Annotated in this window: 15 protein-coding genes; 8 read left to right on the top strand and 7 right to left on the bottom strand. The window is 73.0% G+C overall.

Translation table 11 applies throughout. The annotated features are described in order from the left end of the window. Positions 1-392 (top strand): DUF5313 family protein (locus tag CNO22_RS19585; RefSeq protein WP_100500950.1); only part of this gene is annotated, 392 nt, incomplete at its 5' end. Between the two features lie 57 nt (positions 393-449). Here the strand turns inward: CNO22_RS19585 and CNO22_RS19580 are convergent. After that, positions 450-659 (bottom strand): dodecin, encoded by a 210-nt coding sequence (locus tag CNO22_RS19580; RefSeq protein WP_012946977.1) that lies wholly within the window; start codon positions 657-659, stop codon positions 450-452. Between the two features lie 199 nt (positions 660-858). On the opposite strand from CNO22_RS19580, the gene CNO22_RS19575 reads away from it, so the two are divergent. Continuing rightward, positions 859-1,290 (top strand): hypothetical protein, encoded by a 432-nt coding sequence (locus tag CNO22_RS19575; protein ID WP_100500947.1) that lies wholly within the window; start codon positions 859-861, stop codon positions 1,288-1,290. Here CNO22_RS19575 and CNO22_RS19570 read toward each other — a convergent pair. Beyond that, on the bottom strand, positions 1,254-1,964 hold the full coding sequence (locus tag CNO22_RS19570; RefSeq protein WP_100500946.1) for a response regulator transcription factor: 711 nt from the start codon (positions 1,962-1,964) through the stop codon (positions 1,254-1,256). The genes CNO22_RS19575 and CNO22_RS19570 overlap by 37 nt on opposite strands. A gap of 137 nt (positions 1,965-2,101) precedes the next feature. On the opposite strand from CNO22_RS19570, the gene CNO22_RS19565 reads away from it, so the two are divergent. Further along, a complete protein-coding gene (locus CNO22_RS19565; RefSeq protein ID WP_100500949.1) occupies positions 2,102-3,442 on the top strand; it encodes a sensor histidine kinase in 1,341 nt (446 codons plus the stop codon). Between the two features lie 369 nt (positions 3,443-3,811). Continuing rightward, positions 3,812-4,957, top strand: coding sequence for a site-specific integrase (locus CNO22_RS19560; RefSeq protein WP_100500945.1), 1,146 nt, complete (start codon positions 3,812-3,814; stop codon positions 4,955-4,957). A gap of 205 nt (positions 4,958-5,162) precedes the next feature. On the opposite strand, the gene CNO22_RS19555 is transcribed toward CNO22_RS19560, so the two are convergent. Beyond that, the gene (locus CNO22_RS19555) at positions 5,163-5,768 is read right to left on the bottom strand and encodes a hemerythrin domain-containing protein (protein ID WP_198588453.1); all 606 of its coding nucleotides are present in this window, start codon (positions 5,766-5,768) and stop codon (positions 5,163-5,165) included. Next, a complete protein-coding gene (locus tag CNO22_RS19550; RefSeq protein WP_100500944.1) occupies positions 5,765-6,979 on the bottom strand; it encodes a hypothetical protein in 1,215 nt (404 codons plus the stop codon). Before CNO22_RS19550 ends, CNO22_RS19555 begins: the two co-directional genes overlap by 4 nt. Before the next feature lie 1,394 nt (positions 6,980-8,373). Between CNO22_RS19550 and mobF the strand changes: the two genes are divergently transcribed. Then, on the top strand, positions 8,374-10,020 hold the full coding sequence (mobF, locus tag CNO22_RS19540; RefSeq protein ID WP_232807184.1) for a MobF family relaxase: 1,647 nt from the start codon (positions 8,374-8,376) through the stop codon (positions 10,018-10,020). Between the two features lie 92 nt (positions 10,021-10,112). Next, the gene (locus tag CNO22_RS19535; RefSeq protein WP_100500942.1) at positions 10,113-10,847 is read left to right on the top strand and encodes a hypothetical protein; all 735 of its coding nucleotides are present in this window, start codon (positions 10,113-10,115) and stop codon (positions 10,845-10,847) included. Positions 10,848-11,757: 910 nt separating this feature from the next. Here the strand turns inward: CNO22_RS19535 and CNO22_RS19525 are convergent. Beyond that, positions 11,758-12,342: a hypothetical protein gene (locus tag CNO22_RS19525; RefSeq protein WP_157937024.1), complete on the bottom strand. Its 585-nt coding sequence runs from the start codon at positions 12,340-12,342 to the stop codon at positions 11,758-11,760. A 380-nt stretch (positions 12,343-12,722) separates the two neighbouring features. Here CNO22_RS19525 and CNO22_RS19520 point away from each other — a divergent pair, with 380 nt between their 5' ends. Continuing rightward, positions 12,723-13,406 (top strand): class F sortase, encoded by a 684-nt coding sequence (locus tag CNO22_RS19520; protein ID WP_100500939.1) that lies wholly within the window; start codon positions 12,723-12,725, stop codon positions 13,404-13,406. A 65-nt stretch (positions 13,407-13,471) separates the two neighbouring features. Here CNO22_RS19520 and CNO22_RS19515 read toward each other — a convergent pair whose 3' ends face one another. Further along, a complete protein-coding gene (locus tag CNO22_RS19515; protein ID WP_157937023.1) occupies positions 13,472-14,056 on the bottom strand; it encodes a CHRD domain-containing protein in 585 nt (194 codons plus the stop codon). Between the two features lie 46 nt (positions 14,057-14,102). Between CNO22_RS19515 and CNO22_RS27855 the strand changes: the two genes are divergently transcribed. Continuing rightward, the gene (locus CNO22_RS27855) at positions 14,103-14,276 is read left to right on the top strand and encodes a hypothetical protein (RefSeq protein WP_157937022.1); all 174 of its coding nucleotides are present in this window, start codon (positions 14,103-14,105) and stop codon (positions 14,274-14,276) included. 146 nt (positions 14,277-14,422) lie between these two features. Here CNO22_RS27855 and CNO22_RS19510 read toward each other — a convergent pair whose 3' ends face one another. Beyond that, entirely contained in the window at positions 14,423-14,713 is a 291-nt protein-coding gene (locus CNO22_RS19510) for an MFS transporter (protein WP_198588452.1), read from the bottom strand. Between the last annotated feature and the right edge of the window lie 419 nt (positions 14,714-15,132).

Genomic DNA, 15,132 nt, shown 5'->3' with positions numbered 1-15,132 from the left:
CCCGCCGGCCCACGCCGCTGCAGTGGGTGCGCTACGCGCTGGGCGGCCGGCTGCCGCGGGAGCTCTCCCCGTGGGTGCTGGCCGACACCACCGAGCCGGGCTGGGTGCGCCGGCACCTGACGCGCGCGGTCGTGCAGCTGCTGCCGGTGCTGGTGCTGTGCGTCGCCGTCGTCCCCGTCCCGCTGGTCTACCGGCTCTCCGCCGCCGGCGGCGGGCTGCTCATGGGGCTGATCTTCTCGACGGCGTTCATGGTCGAGACCACGGAGCACCGGGTGGCCAAAGCCGGCTACCCGCCGGGCACCGCGGCGCGGCTGCGGGCCGAGCGCGGCGAGCGCGAGCAACTCGAGCGCCGCTCCCCCTACCGGCGCGACGGCGCCGGCAGCTTCGATTGAGGACCCCGCTGCCCCCCACCGCTCACGAGTTCGCGGCGGGACCCTGCAGCGGGGCCGTCAGTCCTCGACGCGGAAGCCGATGGCCAGGCGCACCTGGAAGTAGTTGACGTCGCCGTCGACCACCTGGCCGCGGATCTCCTTGGTCTCGAACCACTCGATGTGCCGCACCGTCTGCGCGGCCTTCCGGATGGCGGTGCGGATGGCGTCGTCGACGCTGGTCTGGCTGCTGCCGACGATCTCGCTCAGCCGGTACACGTGGTCGGACACGACCGCCTCCTGGGCTCGGCTCCCGGCGTCGTCGTCTCGCCGCCGGCCGGGCGCCCACGCTAGCGGCACGCCGTCCGCCTGACCACGTGACCAGGGCTTTACCGAGTCCTTACCCGGCCCTGGTACCACGCTGGCCCCCCACCGCCTAGCGTCGGAGGCGCCCCTCCCCGGCCCCTCCGACACCCCCGGCAGGACGGCGATGACGGATCTGCACCTCCTGGTCGGTGGTCTCCTGACCCGTGACCCCGTGCTCGCGACCCTGTTGCTCAACCACGCCGCCGCCCTGCAGTGGGCGCAGCCGCCGGCACCGTCCTCGATCGTCCCGAGCTGGTCGGCCGACGAGCGCCCCGGCGCCCCGGACGGCGGCGAGCTGCTCACCGTCGAGGCGCACGTGTCCCGGGACACGCCGCACCCGCACCGCTGCCTCGAGATCGTGCTCGACACGGTGCACGCCGTCCTGACCGGCGGGCCGGTCGGCGTCGAGCGCCTGGCCGACGCCGGCGTCCCGAACATCAGCGGGGGGACCGTCTCCCGCGCCGCCACCTGGGCGCTGGCCCTCGCGGCGCCGGGTGCCCTCGGCCGGCCGGCTGCCGGCTACCGGTCGTCGGGGACCGCCAGCTCCAACCGGTAGCCGTGCCCCCGCACGGTGACGATCTGCGGGACGCGGCGGCCGGGCGGGGTGACCTCCTGCAGCTTGCGCCGCAGCGCCGCGACGTGGACGTCGAGGGTCTTCGTCGAGCCGAACCAGTTCTCGTCCCAGACGTCGGCCATCAGCTGCTCCCGGCTGTGCGCCACCTCGGGCTGGGCGGCCAGCCGGGCGAGCAGGTCGAACTCCTTGGGCCGCAGGTGCAGCTCGCCGCCGGCCACCGTGACGCGGTGTCGAGGGACGTCGACCACCAGGTCGCCCAGGGCGCGGACGGCGGGCCCCGTCGTCCCCATGCCGCCGCGGCGCAGCTGCGCACGCAGCCGGGCGTGCAGCTCGGCCAGCCGGACCGGCTTGACCAGGTAGTCGTCGGCGCCCGCCTCCAGGCCGACGACGACGTCCATCTCGGCCGAGCGCGCCGTCAGCATCACCAGCACGCACCCCGGCTGGGTCGCCCGCAGCTGCCGGCACACCTCCACACCGTCGAGGTCGGGCAGGCCGAGGTCGAGCAGGACCAGGTCGACCGGGCCGGTCGCGGCGCGGGCCAGGCCCGCACCGCCGGTGCGCTCCCAGACGACGTCGTAGGCGTGGCTGCGCAGGCTGGAGGCGAGCACCTCGCCGATCGATGCGTCGTCCTCCACCAGCAGGACCCGACCGACCATGCGGGCATGGTGGCACCCCTCCCCCGGCTCCGGGACCCGTCGGACCGCGGCGGGATGCGGTGACAGCGCTCGGCAGGCGGAGCACGCTGACGGTCCCGAGCACCGTGACCGCCGACCGCCGGGGGGAGGACACGCCCGTGCGCACCCGGATCATCGCCCTCGCCGTCCTGACCTCCGTGCTCGCCACCTGCCTGTTCGCGATCCCGCTCGCCGTGGCGGTGCTCGAGTACTCCGTGCAGCACGAGCGCGGGCACCTGGTGCGCGCCGCGGGCGACGTGGCGATCGACGTCTCCGGCAACGTCTACGCCGAGGAACCGATCGACCCGGGCGACCTCGAGCTCGACGACGACGACCACGCCGTGGCCGTCTACGACGACGACGGCGAGCGGCTGGCCGGCGCCGTCCCGGGCGAGCACTCCCGGCTGCTCTCCCGCGCCCTCGACGGCAAGGTGCGGGCGCGGACCGAGGGCGACCTCCTGGTGGCGGCCTTCCCCGTCACGCACTCCGACGAGGTGGTCGGCGCCGTGCTGGTGGCCACCCCGCGCGCCACCGTGCTGTGGCAGGTCGGCTTCCTCTGGGCGGCGATGGCCGGCCTGGCGGCCGCCGCGGTGGCGATCGCCTGGCTGGTCGGGCGGCGGCAGGCCCGCCGGCTGGCCCGGCCGCTGGAGGACCTCGAGGAGAGCGCCCGGCGGCTGGGCGACGGGGACTTCAGCGTCCGCAGCCACCGGGGCGGGATCCAGGAGATCGACGCGGTGGGTGCCGCGCTCGACGCGACCGCGATGCGCCTGGACGACCTGCTCGCCCGCGAGCGCGCCTTCTCCGCCGACGCCTCTCACCAGCTCCGGACGCCGCTGGCGGGCATGCGGCTGCGCCTGGAAGCCGCGCTCGAGCGCCCCGACGCCGACCCCCGACCGGCGATCACCGCGACCCTGGTCGACGCCGACCGCCTCGAGGCGATCATCGACGAGCTGCTGACCCTGGCCCGGGCCGAGCGGCGCGGGCCGGCCGGCCGGGTGGAGCCGCTGGACCTGGACACGCTGATCGGGGAGCTGTCGCCGGAGTGGGGTGCGCGCCTGGCGCTGCACGGCCGCGACCTCGAGGTGCGGGTCGACCCGGATGCCCCGGACGCGCGGGCGTCAGGGGCGGCGGTGCGTCAGGTGCTCGGGGTCCTGGTCGACAACGCCGTCACCCACGGACGGGGCACGGTCACGGTCGCCGTCCGCGAGGCCCCTGGTGCCGTGGCGGTCGACGTCGCCGACGAGGGCCCGGGCGTCCACGACGCCGAGGGCCTGCTGTTCTCCCGTCAGGCCGACCGCCGGGACGGACACGGCATCGGCCTCGCCCTGGCCCGCCGGCTGGTGGAGGCAGAGCAGGGCCGGCTGACCCTGACCCGGGTGTCGCCCCCGGTGTTCACGCTGCTGCTGCCGACCGCGGCGCGGGAGGACGACGTCGTCCCGGCCCGGCAGCCCGGCGGCTGAGGTCCGCCCCCGATCACCGGGCGGTCCGGCCCCGGGGGCCGACGGCTGTGGTCACGGCAGGCAGGGCTGACCCGTCCCGGGACCGCCCTACCGACTCCTCGCCGTTCGTCCGCCCGCCGCAACGACCGGCGACCTCGCGGGCCTGGTCAACCGCGACCGGGCAGCCAGCCGACGGGAGCTGTGTGAGCCGACGGGGGGACTCGAACCCCCAACGCCCGATTACAAGTTCCATGGCGCCATGGGCGCCCTGTAGTGCCCCTCAGTGGCCGCTAAGCTGCTGGTGGAAGCCACGAGGTGACCGCAGGAGACCGCTGCGCCCCCATGTTCGCCGTCGTTTTCGGTGAGTAAAATGGGGGCTAGAGTGGGGCCATGGGACGCCCTCCCCTGGCGCTGGGGACCTCCGGATCCATCCGCTGCTATCGCGTCGAGGCCGCTTACCGCGCGCGGGCGCTGCATCGGGACTTCGACGGCCGGGTGCGGGCCGTCGAGCGACGGGGAAGGACGAAAGCCGCAGCCGAAGCGGCGCTGAAGCTGGCCCTGCGGGACCGTGCCGGGGTCTCGACGCGCGGGCACATCAGCGCTGACAGTCGGGTCTCGGCGCTGGCCGACGCCTGGTACGACGGGCTCACGGACCTGTCCCCCACCACCATGGAGGCGTACCGCCTGCGCCTGGACCGGCAGATCCTGCCGGGAGTCGGGCAGCTGCGGATCCGCGAGCTGAGCGTCGGCGTGGTGGACCGGCACCTGCGGTTGGTCGCCCAGAACCACGGCACGGCGGTCGCTCGGATGTGCCGCTCGGTGCTCTCGGGCATGTGCACTCTGGCCGCGCGTCACGATGCGCTGACCCACAACCCCGTCAGGGCGTTGGCCCGGACGGGCGGCAAGGCGAAGCAGGCACCCCGGGCGCTGACCGTGCCGCAGCTGCGCCAACTGCGGGCGGCGCTGACCTACGACGACCGGGCCATCGCCCGCGACCTGCCCGAGTTGGTGGACTTCCTGATGGCCACCGGGCTGCGCATCGGCGAGGCCTGCGGCCTCGCCTGGGACGCCGTGGACCTCGACGCCGGCGCTGTCGCGGTGCGGGCGACCGCGGTGCGGATCGGCGGACAGGGTCTGGTGGTGAAGCCGACAAAGACCGACGCCGGTGCCCGGACGCTCGTCCTGCCGGCTTGGTGCGTCACGATGCTGCGCGATCGAGCCGCGCGAACCGCCACAGAGTCGAACCGCCGCGGCAGCCCGGTCTTCCCAGCCCCCCTGGGCGGCTGGCGTGACCCGTCCAACACTCAAGCAGACCTGCGCGAAGCCCTGACCACCGCCGGCTTCGACTGGGTGACTTCCCATATCTTCCGCAAGACCGTAGCCACCCTCATGGACCAGGCCGGCCTCTCCTCCAGGGCGGCGGCCGACCAGCTCGGCCATGCCAACACCTCGATGACCACCGACGTCTACTTCGGAAGGAAGGTCGCGGCAACTGGCGCGGCTGCCGTGCTAGAGGCGCTGAGCCACACCGATTAGAGGCGACATGGCCTGGGCGGCCTGGCCGGCCACGAGACGGCGGTGACATCCGGGCGGCTGTGCGGATGTCACCGGAACGACGTCTTCCCCGACGTCCGGCCCGCTGGTGGCCGGACAAGCCGGGCAGCCGAGCGTGGCTGCCTGGTTTGACCGGGGCCGGCGCGCACGACGAGTGCCGAGCCCGCGTCGTAGAGGGCCGCTGGACTCAGCCTCCGGAGCGGGGGAGTCGCTCGCGGGCGGCGCGGATGGCGTCCCGCGCCCGGTCGATGATCGCCGTCGGCGTCCCGATGACGATGTTCGCCGTGGCCGACTCGACCCCCGCGTGCGGGTGAGTGGGCGCCACCTTCTCGGCGGCCTGCACCAGCAGCCGCATGCCCGCCAGCTCGGCGGGGCTGGCCTTGTGGCGCAGGTTGTTGAACTCGTAGCGCTGCTCGGAGACGGCGTGGGTGATCACCGCGTCGCGCAGCCGCAGGAACAGCGGCAGGAAGTCCGGAGCGTCGGGATCCATGCCGTCGAGCTGCTCGAGCAGCTCCTTCGCGTCGTGCTCCTCCTGCAGCCGGTCAGCGACGATCGAGTCCCCCGCCGCGGCGTGCCGGCGCGCGACGGGGTGCACGACCTCTTCCTCGGCGGCCTCATGCACCGACAGCAACCGCACCAGCTGCCGAAACGCCGCCCGCCGCTGGTCACCGGAGCCGCCCATCACCTCGGTCATCAGGTCCCGGATCCGGCCGTGCTGCTGAAGCAGCAGATCCACCACGTCCGCCGCCGGCATCACGCCGTAGGGCATGGTCCTCTTCGCGGTGGCGGTCACGCCCGCGCCTCCGCGTGCTGCCGGAAGGCCTCCACCGGGTGGGGCCCCTCCTGCTCCGAGCGGTAGTCGCCGCCGAACCGCTCCTCGTGCACGGCGACCACCCGCTCCGACGGAGGCTGCTCGCCGCCGTGGAGCCGCTCCTGCATCTTCACGAAGCGCTCGTGCTGCTCGCGCACGTAGCCGGTGCCCAGCGTGGTCAGGTCCATCTGGGTGGCCAGCAGATCCCGCAGGAACTGCTTGTTCGGCTCGAAGAGCAGGACGTTCGGCACCTCGGCTGGCAGCAGCTCGGCCGGGTCCCGGTCCTCGTAGCGGCGCAGCAGGTCCGCGGCCGCCTGCAGCTGCCCGATCTCCATCGCCAGGTGGGTCTCCCAGACCCGCTTGATCTTCGGGTCGACCTCCTGCTCCATGAAGGAGTAGTAGAGGTAGCACTCGTTGTACTCGTGCAGCAGCAGCTGCTCCAGCCAGGTCTGGTCGCCGTCGAGCAGCGACTCGTAGTGGGTGACGTGCTCCTCCTCGATGAGGGCGATCTCCTGGTACAGCTGCCGGGCTATCGGCTCCATATACTGCGGCCCGACGTTGGCGTAGAAGTTCAGCGTCTGCTGCTCGGCCGCGGTGATCGTCAGCTGGTGCAGCTTGGAGATCGGCGCCGCCGCCTCCTTGTCGTAGTTCTCCCGGACGTTGTCGAACGGGTGCCGGTGCTCGACCTTGGTGGGCCGGCCGGGCATGACCTCGGTCAGCTCGTCGACGATCTTCTCCGCCTTGCGGTGCTCGATCATCTCGTACAGGTTCGAGTACCGGTACAGGTGGTCGAAGTCCTCCAGGACGCCGAACTCGTAGGCCTGCCGCAGGTAGGGATCCGGCTCGTTGCGGGCCACCCAGCTGGTGAGGTCGGTGGCGACCTGCTCGTAGGCGATCGTGGTCTCCAGAACGGACGACCACCCGGGCAGTAGCCAGTTCACCACCCGCTGCTGCTGGCTCTCCACGTAGCGGGACAGTGCGAGCTGCCGGCGCAGCTCGGTGTCGTTGGTGTGCCGGGCGAAGTTGTGGCTGAAGAGGATCGACTCCATCTCGATGCCGTTCATCGTGATCACCCGGCAGCGGGTGTACGGGTGGACGGTGTCGGGGTCGAACGGCTCGACGTTCAGCTCACGCCAGTTGCGGATCTGCTCCTCGAGCGGGATCCCCTTCTCCTGCAGTGGATTGAACGGCATCTATTCCTCGCGATCCTGGTGAGGGTGAGCGCCCCGTGGGATCGGCCGCCGGGACGGGGCTGCTGAATGCCGGCAACCTCATCGGCGATGCTTCACCCCGCGTCCGAGACGCGCCAGAGCGGATGACGCCGGAAACCGGCGAGGTCGTCCAGACCCAGAGCCGGGATAGGCGGCCGTTGCCGCTGCTCCGCGGCACCCCTCGGCTGATGCGGCCCGCAGGCGTCGCCAGGGTCGCTGGACGGCGCAGATCGGGGCCCCACCAGCGACGTCGGTGTCACTCCCTGCCAACCAGCGCTCCTTCGCCCGCACCGCAGCGGCATCAGCGAAGCCCGTGGGGCGCCCGAACTGCCCGGGCGGCTGGTGGGGGTCCGCGGAGGTCCACCGGAGTTAGTTTCAGCAGGTCAAGCCGATGCTCGGTCGCCCGTGACCTGTCACGAACGACGTTGAACGCTGCAGTTTGGCCACCACCGTGGCACCACGCGGAGGCGGCCTGATCAACACACCGGGTGAGACCGACTGGTGGCGTTCAGGCATCGCGTCGGCGCAGCACGACCGCACAGGCGACGAGCGGCACGACCGCGTAGGCCGCGATCACGAGCAACCCTGCTGTCGCGGTGAGTGCTTGGTGCGCGATCGCGGGTGCCGGAGGCGAGGCGCTGGTGGGCGGGGCGGCACCCTGCGCACCCCGGGGATCACCGCGCCCCACGGGTCGACGCGCTCGCCGTGGGGCGGAGGTCGACGGGAGGTCCAGTACTCCGACTCCCCGCTGGAAGTCCAAGGTCATCACCTGGTCGTCCGGGCGCTCCGCAACTTCACCGCGCAGCGTCGCGTGATCCGTTGGCAGGCCACCCTGAACCATGTGGCGGCACAGGTGGCCCTGGCAGAGTCGCTGGAGGGAGGCTGACCGCAGCAGGTTGTCGAGCCACCGACCGAACAACCAACCTGACCGCGAGAGGACCTCCTGCGACGCCCCCTGGCGCCCAAGCCCTCTCGCCTCCCCCGTACTGGAGACGCACAAGATCAAGTGCCACACACCTGTTGCACCGTCGGATCTGGTCGCCGAGGCGCCCGCTCAACTGGGTGGCAGCCACGCCCTTGGACGCCGGCGAGACGGCAGGCGCCCGCTCGGCAAGGACGACCCACGCCCACCTTTCCACCGACCCGTCGGCCTGATCAGCGAGGACCCGTAAGGACGCGAGCGCAACACGACGAGCTCGCAACGCAACGCATCTCACGCCGCGGCCGGTAGGCAGCCCTGAGGACACCAGCCTGACGGGCGCTCGCCGCGGTCATCGCCGCCACGATCCGCTGGGACATGGCGTGGCGTGCGTGAATCGGACTGGAGATGGACTGGAGGGCGACTGAAGGTCGCGTTCCTACCGTCCGCGGCCGTGATGTCGCTGCACAAGCTGACCGCCGGGGACGGCTACACGTACCTCACCCGGCAGGTGGCGGCATTCGACACCACCGAACGCGGCCATGCCGGGCTGGGCGACTACTACTCGCAGCGCGGGGAGTCCCCCGGGGTGTGGGCCGGCGGCGGTCTGGCCGGCCTGAGCGGCATGTCCCCGGGTCAACAGGTCGGCGAAGAGCAGATGCGGGCGCTCTTCGGAGAGGGACGGCACCCGGACGCGGCCCGGTTGGAGCAGAGGGCGCTGGCGAAGGGGCTGAGCGCGGAGGAGGCGCGGGCGGCCGGCGCGCTCGGACAGCCCTTCCCCGACTTCGCGCCGGACCCTCGAGGATTCCGGGCCAGGTGCGCCGAGAGGTACGCCGCGGTCAACGCCGCCGACGGCCTCCCTCCTGGCACACCGATTCTGGCCGAGGAGCGGGCGAGGATCCGAAGCGAGCTGGCTCGAGCCATGTTCGGCGAGGCGTACGGCCGGCCGCCGACCGATGCCCGCGAGCTGTCCGGCTTCATCGCCCGTGCCTCCCGGCCGGCGACGACGGCGGTGGCCGGCTACGACCTGACCTTCTCCCCGGTCAAGTCCGTCTCGGCGCTGTGGGCGCTGGCCCCGCGCGAGCTGGCCACGCGGATCGAGGAAGCGCACGCGGCCGCCGTCGCCGACGTCCTGGGCTGGCTGGAGCAGCACGCCTGCTTCACCCGGCTCGGCCACGCCGGCGTACGCCAGGTGGAAACCACCGGACTGGTGGCCGCCGTGTTCACCCACCGCGAGTCCCGTGCCGGTGATCCGGATCTGCACACCCACGTGGCGGTGAGCAACAAGGTGCAGACCCGCGACGGGCGCTGGCGGGCACTGGACGGCCGCGTGCTGCACAAGGCGGTCGTCGCCGCCTCCAAGCGGTACAACACCCGGCTGGAGGCCCACCTGGTCGACGGCGCGGGCCTGCGCTTCGCACCGCGCCCCGGGGACGAGCCGGGCAGGCGGCCGGTGCGCGAAATCGTCGGCATGGACCCGCGGCTGCTGGCCAGGTGGTCCTCGCGGCGCCAGGCGATCGACGTCCGCCGCGGGGAGCTCGCCGCCGACTTCCAGCGTGACCACGGCCGCCCAGCGTGCCGGGATGGCCATGGGACGGAACCGTGGGACTTCGGACCCCTGGGAGGGCCCTCGACAACGGGGAGAACTACCTCATGTCCAGATTTTCGGGCCCGCTCCTCGAGGGCCGACCGTGCCCCGGCACCGTGGGCGCGATCGTGCATCAGCGGCGGCACCGGCATTGAATGGCCGAGGCCGGGCTCCGGTGCCGTCCCACTCGCTGGCCGCCTCCGCGTAGTGCGCCGCCTTCACGACGAGTGGCGAGGGTTCTTCTCGCGGAGTCGGCCGGGACCTCGCAGCGCGCCGCCGGGCCGTCGGTCGACGGGGAGGGCCGCGTCGGTGGCCGCGTTGTACGAGCCCAAGCGGGCCCGCCGGGCCGACGTGAGGGCGGTGCGCAGGGTGGCGTGGATGCGGCGGACCGTGGTCGTTCCGCGGCCGGCTGCCCGGAGGTCGCGCAGGACCTTCCCAACGCGTCCCGGCCCGAGGTCCCCGAGCCGCAGGTGCCCGAGCGCGGGCACGAGGTCCATCTCGATGTATCGGCGGTAGGACAGGGCGGTTGAGGACCGGAGTCCGTCCTCGACGCGAGCTGCGAGCCAGGTCGCGAGGAACTTGCCCACGGGTCGGTAGCGTTCCTCGCCGTGTCGGACTGCAGCAAGCAGCCTCCCCCGACTTCGAGCCAGCGGTTCCGTGACGCCATCGCCGACGTCGTCGCGTCCGCCGGCACAGGCCTGGTCGACCTGGCCGCCACCGGCACCCCGAGCGCCGGCGCCCTCACCCCGGCGCTCGCCCTCGGCATCCGCATCAGCTCCGACGCGCTCACCCGCCGCCGCGATCGCGGCGCACGGGCCCTCGACGCCGCGGCCGAGCAGGTTGGCAGCCTCCAGCGGCTGGAGAAGCTGGCCACGGCGGATGACGCGCGGCTGGAGCTGACAGCCCGGACGCTCGAGGCCGCCATGCGCACCACGCTAGAAGCGAAGGTCCGGGCGCTCGGGAGGGTGTTGGCTGCTGGCCTTGATGGGCAGGCGACTGTTGACCAGGCGCAGATCCTCAGCACCGCGTTGGCCGACCTTGAGGCATCGCACGTGCAGGTGCTCGACGAGCTGCGCAGGCGCGCCGACGCCAACGCCGAGGCCGAGCCAGCGAAGGGCACGGAGCTTCTCAGCATGTCTCGTGACGATGTGCTCGAGCGCCTGCCGGGTCACCGGGATGTTTTGGATTCGGTGATGCAGGTGTTGGAGGGCCAGTACTTGGTCGTCCCCGTCAGCCTCGGCATGAGCTTCGGGTCTTGGGGCGGCCCCGGGCGCTGGGCTGTCACGGACCTCGGCCGGGCCTGCCTGAACCGACTGGCGGAAGCGGCTGAGCCGGCCGAGTAGCCGAAGCGGCGCCTGGTGCCACGCCACCCGGCGGGTCCGTCAGGTAGCCCGGGCGACCAGTCCGCACGCAGTCCGCAGGACAGCGACGTCTGTGCGCAGAGACATATGTCTGGGAACGCGCCCGCATCAACCTCGCTGGGCACAGTCGTCGAGCGGTCCTTGGGTCACTGAGAGGGACGCCGGACTTGCTCCCCGTGCCACTGACGGCAGCGCCAACGATCGCAGGATGGTCGTGGATCCACGCTCGGTTACCGGTGCGGATCCCGGCAGGAGTAGGGACACTTTCATCAGCGAACAGCACCCCGGGGACCAGGTCGGATAGCAAGTCGTGGACGACGGACTCCGCGTCCCCGCCACCGACCTCCGTGCCGTGAAGCGGACGCAGAGGCCCGCAGGGGCGCTGTCCACCGGCCTGGCCTGCGGGGCGGCCGGTCACCCCGCAGGCCAGGCCGCGGCAGCCGGATGCCGGCAACCCCAAGCGTCGTGGCAACGACGACCGTGGTCTCGCCGATTGGGCCCCCGAGGACGGCCATCGAGCGGATCGGAGCCTCGACGGGAATCGTGTCCACTGCCTCTGCTTCAGAGTCGCCGACTCGCCAGAGCCGCACCATGCCGTCGTCACCGCCGGACAACAGCACGTCGCCAGCCACGGCGAGTGCCCGCACCGCGCCAGACCCGTGCGGCCGCTCGATGTCCGAGAGGGGCGAACAGCCGTCGATCTTGGTCAGCCGAATGTACGGGCCTCGGCGGTACGGGCCGGAGCTGGCCGATGCCAGCACTGGCCGGTCGCCGGCCAGCACCGCCAGGGCGGTGACGTAGTGCTCGTGTTCTACCTCCATGTCCCGGCGCAGCCGCAGCACCGTCTTCTGGATGCCGTCCCGGAGCAGCCCGCCCGCCGGCACCTCGTGGGTCAGCACTCGCCCGTCCACGCCCCCGGAGAACACCAATGTGCGGGCACCGACCCGGGCGGTCGTGACCGCCAGTACCTCATGGCTGCCACGTAGGCGCTCGCCACGTAGCTGCGCTGGCCCCAGCCCAGGACGCTCCCAGTCTCGGGATCGAAGACGTCGACGGCTTCGTTTGGCCCACCAAGAAGCAGGAGGTCGCCCTGCTCGTCGCACAGCACGCTGGCGCACCGGTAGTGGGCGAGACCGCTTCCTCCCGTCCGTGCCATGTTCTCGTTGAGGAGGACGTATCCACGATCCGCGGACACCGCGAGCCAGGGCTTGCCCCGCGCCCGGACGGTCGTCATCCATTCGATGGGCGGATGGCCCGGGCTGGTAGCTCGCACCGTCCCGTCCTGCGTGTCCGTCAAGTGCAGCACCCCGCCCGCCGCGGCGATCACCACCGTGCCCGCCACCGGACCGGACGCCACACAATGCGCGGAAACGGCGGATGCCTGCCCCGGCCCGGCGGCCGCCGATTCTCCGACCCGGCTCAGTAGTGCCGGGTCGAGCACCGAGACGCGGCCGTTCGACTGCCCCAACAGGAGCATCGGGCGACCCCCCTCTGTGGCAGCCGGTGCGGCAGCCGTGACGTTCATGATCCGTAGGTCGGGCAGCGCCGCGCCGAACCGGAGCCCCCGGGGCCCCCGGGGCCCCCGGGGCCCCCGCACGATTGGCACCACGGACAATCCGGCCGTCGTCGCCGCCACGGCCGCGGCCTCGCCGGCGCCCTGGTCGACGCGGCGCTCCAGCATCCGGCCGTCGCCGGTACCTCGATGCAGCTGCTCCTCACCGCCGACGCGCACGCGCTCTACGCGCGGCACGGGTTCCAGCCGTTCCCGGACCCCGCGGCGCTCATGGCCCGGCACACGAGCGGCTGACCGGCCGCGGAAGCGGAGACGACGGCACGCGCCCGCGGCACACTGTCGGCGTGGCGGACCGGCGGCACCTGCGGAGGGGAACGGCGCTGCTCGTCACAGGCTTCGCGCTGGCGGCCGGCGGCACGGCGCTGCTGGTCTGGCCGGAACCACGAGTGGCCGCCGACGTGGGTTCGGTGCTCACCGCACCGGCCGATCCGAGCCCGACGGTCACTCCGCCGGCCACTCCACCGGTCGGGCAGCCCCCTGCGGTGTCCGTGCCGCCACCCGCCCCGGCTCCCTCCGGCTTCGTCCCCGAGCGGTTGCTCGTCGAGTCGCTGGACATAGACGCTCCGCTGGTCGCCACCGGGGTCGACGCCGACGGTGCGCTCGTCCCGCCCGAGGACCCGGCGCGGCTGGCCTGGTGGCGCGGCGTGCGCCCCGGACAGGGCGCCGGCTCGGTCGTCGTCGCCGGGCACCTGGACATGTACGGCTACGGCGAGGGGCCGCTGGCCCGCCTCGTGCGGCTGGAGCCCGGCGACCGGGCGGCCGTCACCGGGGCCGACGGCGCGGTCGCCACGTACGTCCTCCGCGGAGTGACGACCGTCGAGAAGGAGACGCTGCCCGCCGCCGAGCTCTTCGGCACCGGCGGGCCCGAGCGACTGGTGCTGGTGACCTGCGGCGGCACCTACGACCGCGAGGCCCGGAGCTGGAACAGCAACGTCGTCGCCGTCCTCGACCCCGTTTCCACCGGCTGAGGGCGGGCGCCGACCGGCACCCGCCCTCAGCTGTGCGGCCGCGTCGGGCCGCCGGTTCCTGCGGCTCAGGCCGCGGCGTCGCCACGGCGACGGCGCACCACGCCCAGGGCCACCGCGCCGGCGCCCGCGATCAGCAGGCCCGCGCCGACCAGCGCCGGCAGGTCCGACGCGCTGGACCCGTCGCCCGCCGGCACCGACCCGGGCGAGGCCGCCTGCAGCTGACCTCGGGCGAAGCCCTGCTGGAAGCTCGGCGAGTGCACGTTGACGTAGAAGTTCTCCGGGCTCTCGGCGATCTCCCGGGCCACGCTCGGGTCGGCGGTGGCGGTCGCCTGGCGCCCCTCGTTGACCGCGGCCGGGTCCAGGGGCACGACGACGTCGCCCGCCTGGCCCCGCGGCGCCCGGTGGATGTGGGCGGCGGCCGCCGGCTCGTCGTTGCCGGACACCGTGACGGTGTAGGTGATGGAGCCGGTCTCGGTGTCGACGGTCATGTCGGCCCGGACGGTGGCGTCGGCCTCGCCCGGGGCGGGGACTTCCTCCGCCCCACTCCCCGAGGCGGTGAGCCGCACCTGCTCGGCGAGCGCCGGGCCGGCGGTGAACAGCACGAGCAGGGCAGCGGCGGCCAGGACGGCGCCGAGTCGAGGAGCACGCACGGGGGGACCTCCGGTGGACGGGGCTCCGCAGTCACGGGGCCGGGACATGCGCAGCACACGGTCCGCCCCACCGCAGGCCTCCGACAAGGGATTTCGTCACCGGGACGGGCACCAGGTCCCCGAAGGCGATGCCGAGCGGGAGCCGTGCCTGCACCGGGTCAAGCGGCTCGAGGCCGAGGGGGTCATCACCGGCTACGACGACCGGCGCATCGTCGAGTAGCTCATCGGCCTGCCGGCCGTCGCCCGCGCCGTCTCGCACGAGACCGTGAAGCGCTCGAGGGCTGACCGAACGGCCGCACAGGCCCGGGAGGAGCTCTTCCCCTCCCCCCGGCGCCGTCGTGACACCGGCCGAGGGACGCGCGCGATTCAGCCGCCGGATCTGGCCGTGGAGGGCCGGCCCGGCAGGGATCGTCCGAGGACCAGGGCGCCGACTCCGGCGAGCACGACCGCGAGCAGGGCGACCCGCAGGCTGGTCGCATCCGCCAGGGCACCGATCAGCGGCGGGGAGACGAGGAAACCGATCCGCCGCAGCCAGTTGATCACTGCCAGCCCCAGCCCGTGCGGCAGCCCGGGCAGCTCGTCGGCCGCTCGGTAGACGGCCGGGATCAGCGTGGCGACGAGACCGGCCAGGGCGAACCCGGCCACCGTGGTGAGCACCGACGGCACCGATAGGGCTCACACGGGGGACCCGAGAAGCGCTGGGTACCCGCGAAGGCTCCTCTCATGCACGGCGCAGGAGCCGGTTGCCCGACGTCGGTCGGCGAAACCGCAGCTCGAAGACCTCCTCGCAGGTGACCACGCGCTCGCGCGCCGGGATCGCCGCGCACACGCAGTTGAGCAACGACATTTAGACGAACCGACATGAGTCACGTTCTGTTCAGCCCCTCGTCGGGGCACTCCCACGGACCCCCACTGCGATGACGAAAACGCAGCTCCGGGCGGACTGGAGCCCACCGCTGGACACGATCCTGCTCCCGCTAAAGATCATTAAGGGCGGTTGTTACAGGAACGGTCCGAATTCGAGCCCGGTGCTGGCGAGAAAGCCGGCCAGCAGCCCGGGCCGGTACTGCATCCGC

The organism is Geodermatophilus chilensis, from assembly GCF_002802985.1.
In the GTDB taxonomy this organism is placed as follows: Bacteria; Actinomycetota; Actinomycetes; order Mycobacteriales; family Geodermatophilaceae; genus Geodermatophilus; species Geodermatophilus chilensis.
Note: the sequence above shows the minus strand (reverse complement) of the source record. Positions and strands in the feature narration are given on the sequence as shown.

Bases quoted from the DNA above. Each gene is read 5' to 3' on its own strand.
- CNO22_RS19575 (WP_100500947.1), top strand. From the start codon at position 859: ATGACGGATCTGCACCTCCTGGTCGGTGGTCTCCTGACCCGTGACCCC.
- CNO22_RS19570 (WP_100500946.1), bottom strand. From the start codon at position 1,964: ATGGTCGGTCGGGTCCTGCTGGTGGAGGACGACGCATCGATCGGCGAG.
- CNO22_RS19560 (WP_100500945.1), top strand. From the start codon at position 3,812: ATGGGACGCCCTCCCCTGGCGCTGGGGACCTCCGGATCCATCCGCTGC.
- CNO22_RS19550 (WP_100500944.1), bottom strand. From the start codon at position 6,979: ATGCCGTTCAATCCACTGCAGGAGAAGGGGATCCCGCTCGAGGAGCAG.
- mobF (WP_232807184.1), top strand. From the start codon at position 8,374: ATGTCGCTGCACAAGCTGACCGCCGGGGACGGCTACACGTACCTCACC.
- CNO22_RS19525 (WP_157937024.1), bottom strand. From the start codon at position 12,342: ATGCTCCTGTTGGGGCAGTCGAACGGCCGCGTCTCGGTGCTCGACCCG.
- CNO22_RS27855 (WP_157937022.1), top strand. From the start codon at position 14,103: ATGCGCAGCACACGGTCCGCCCCACCGCAGGCCTCCGACAAGGGATTT.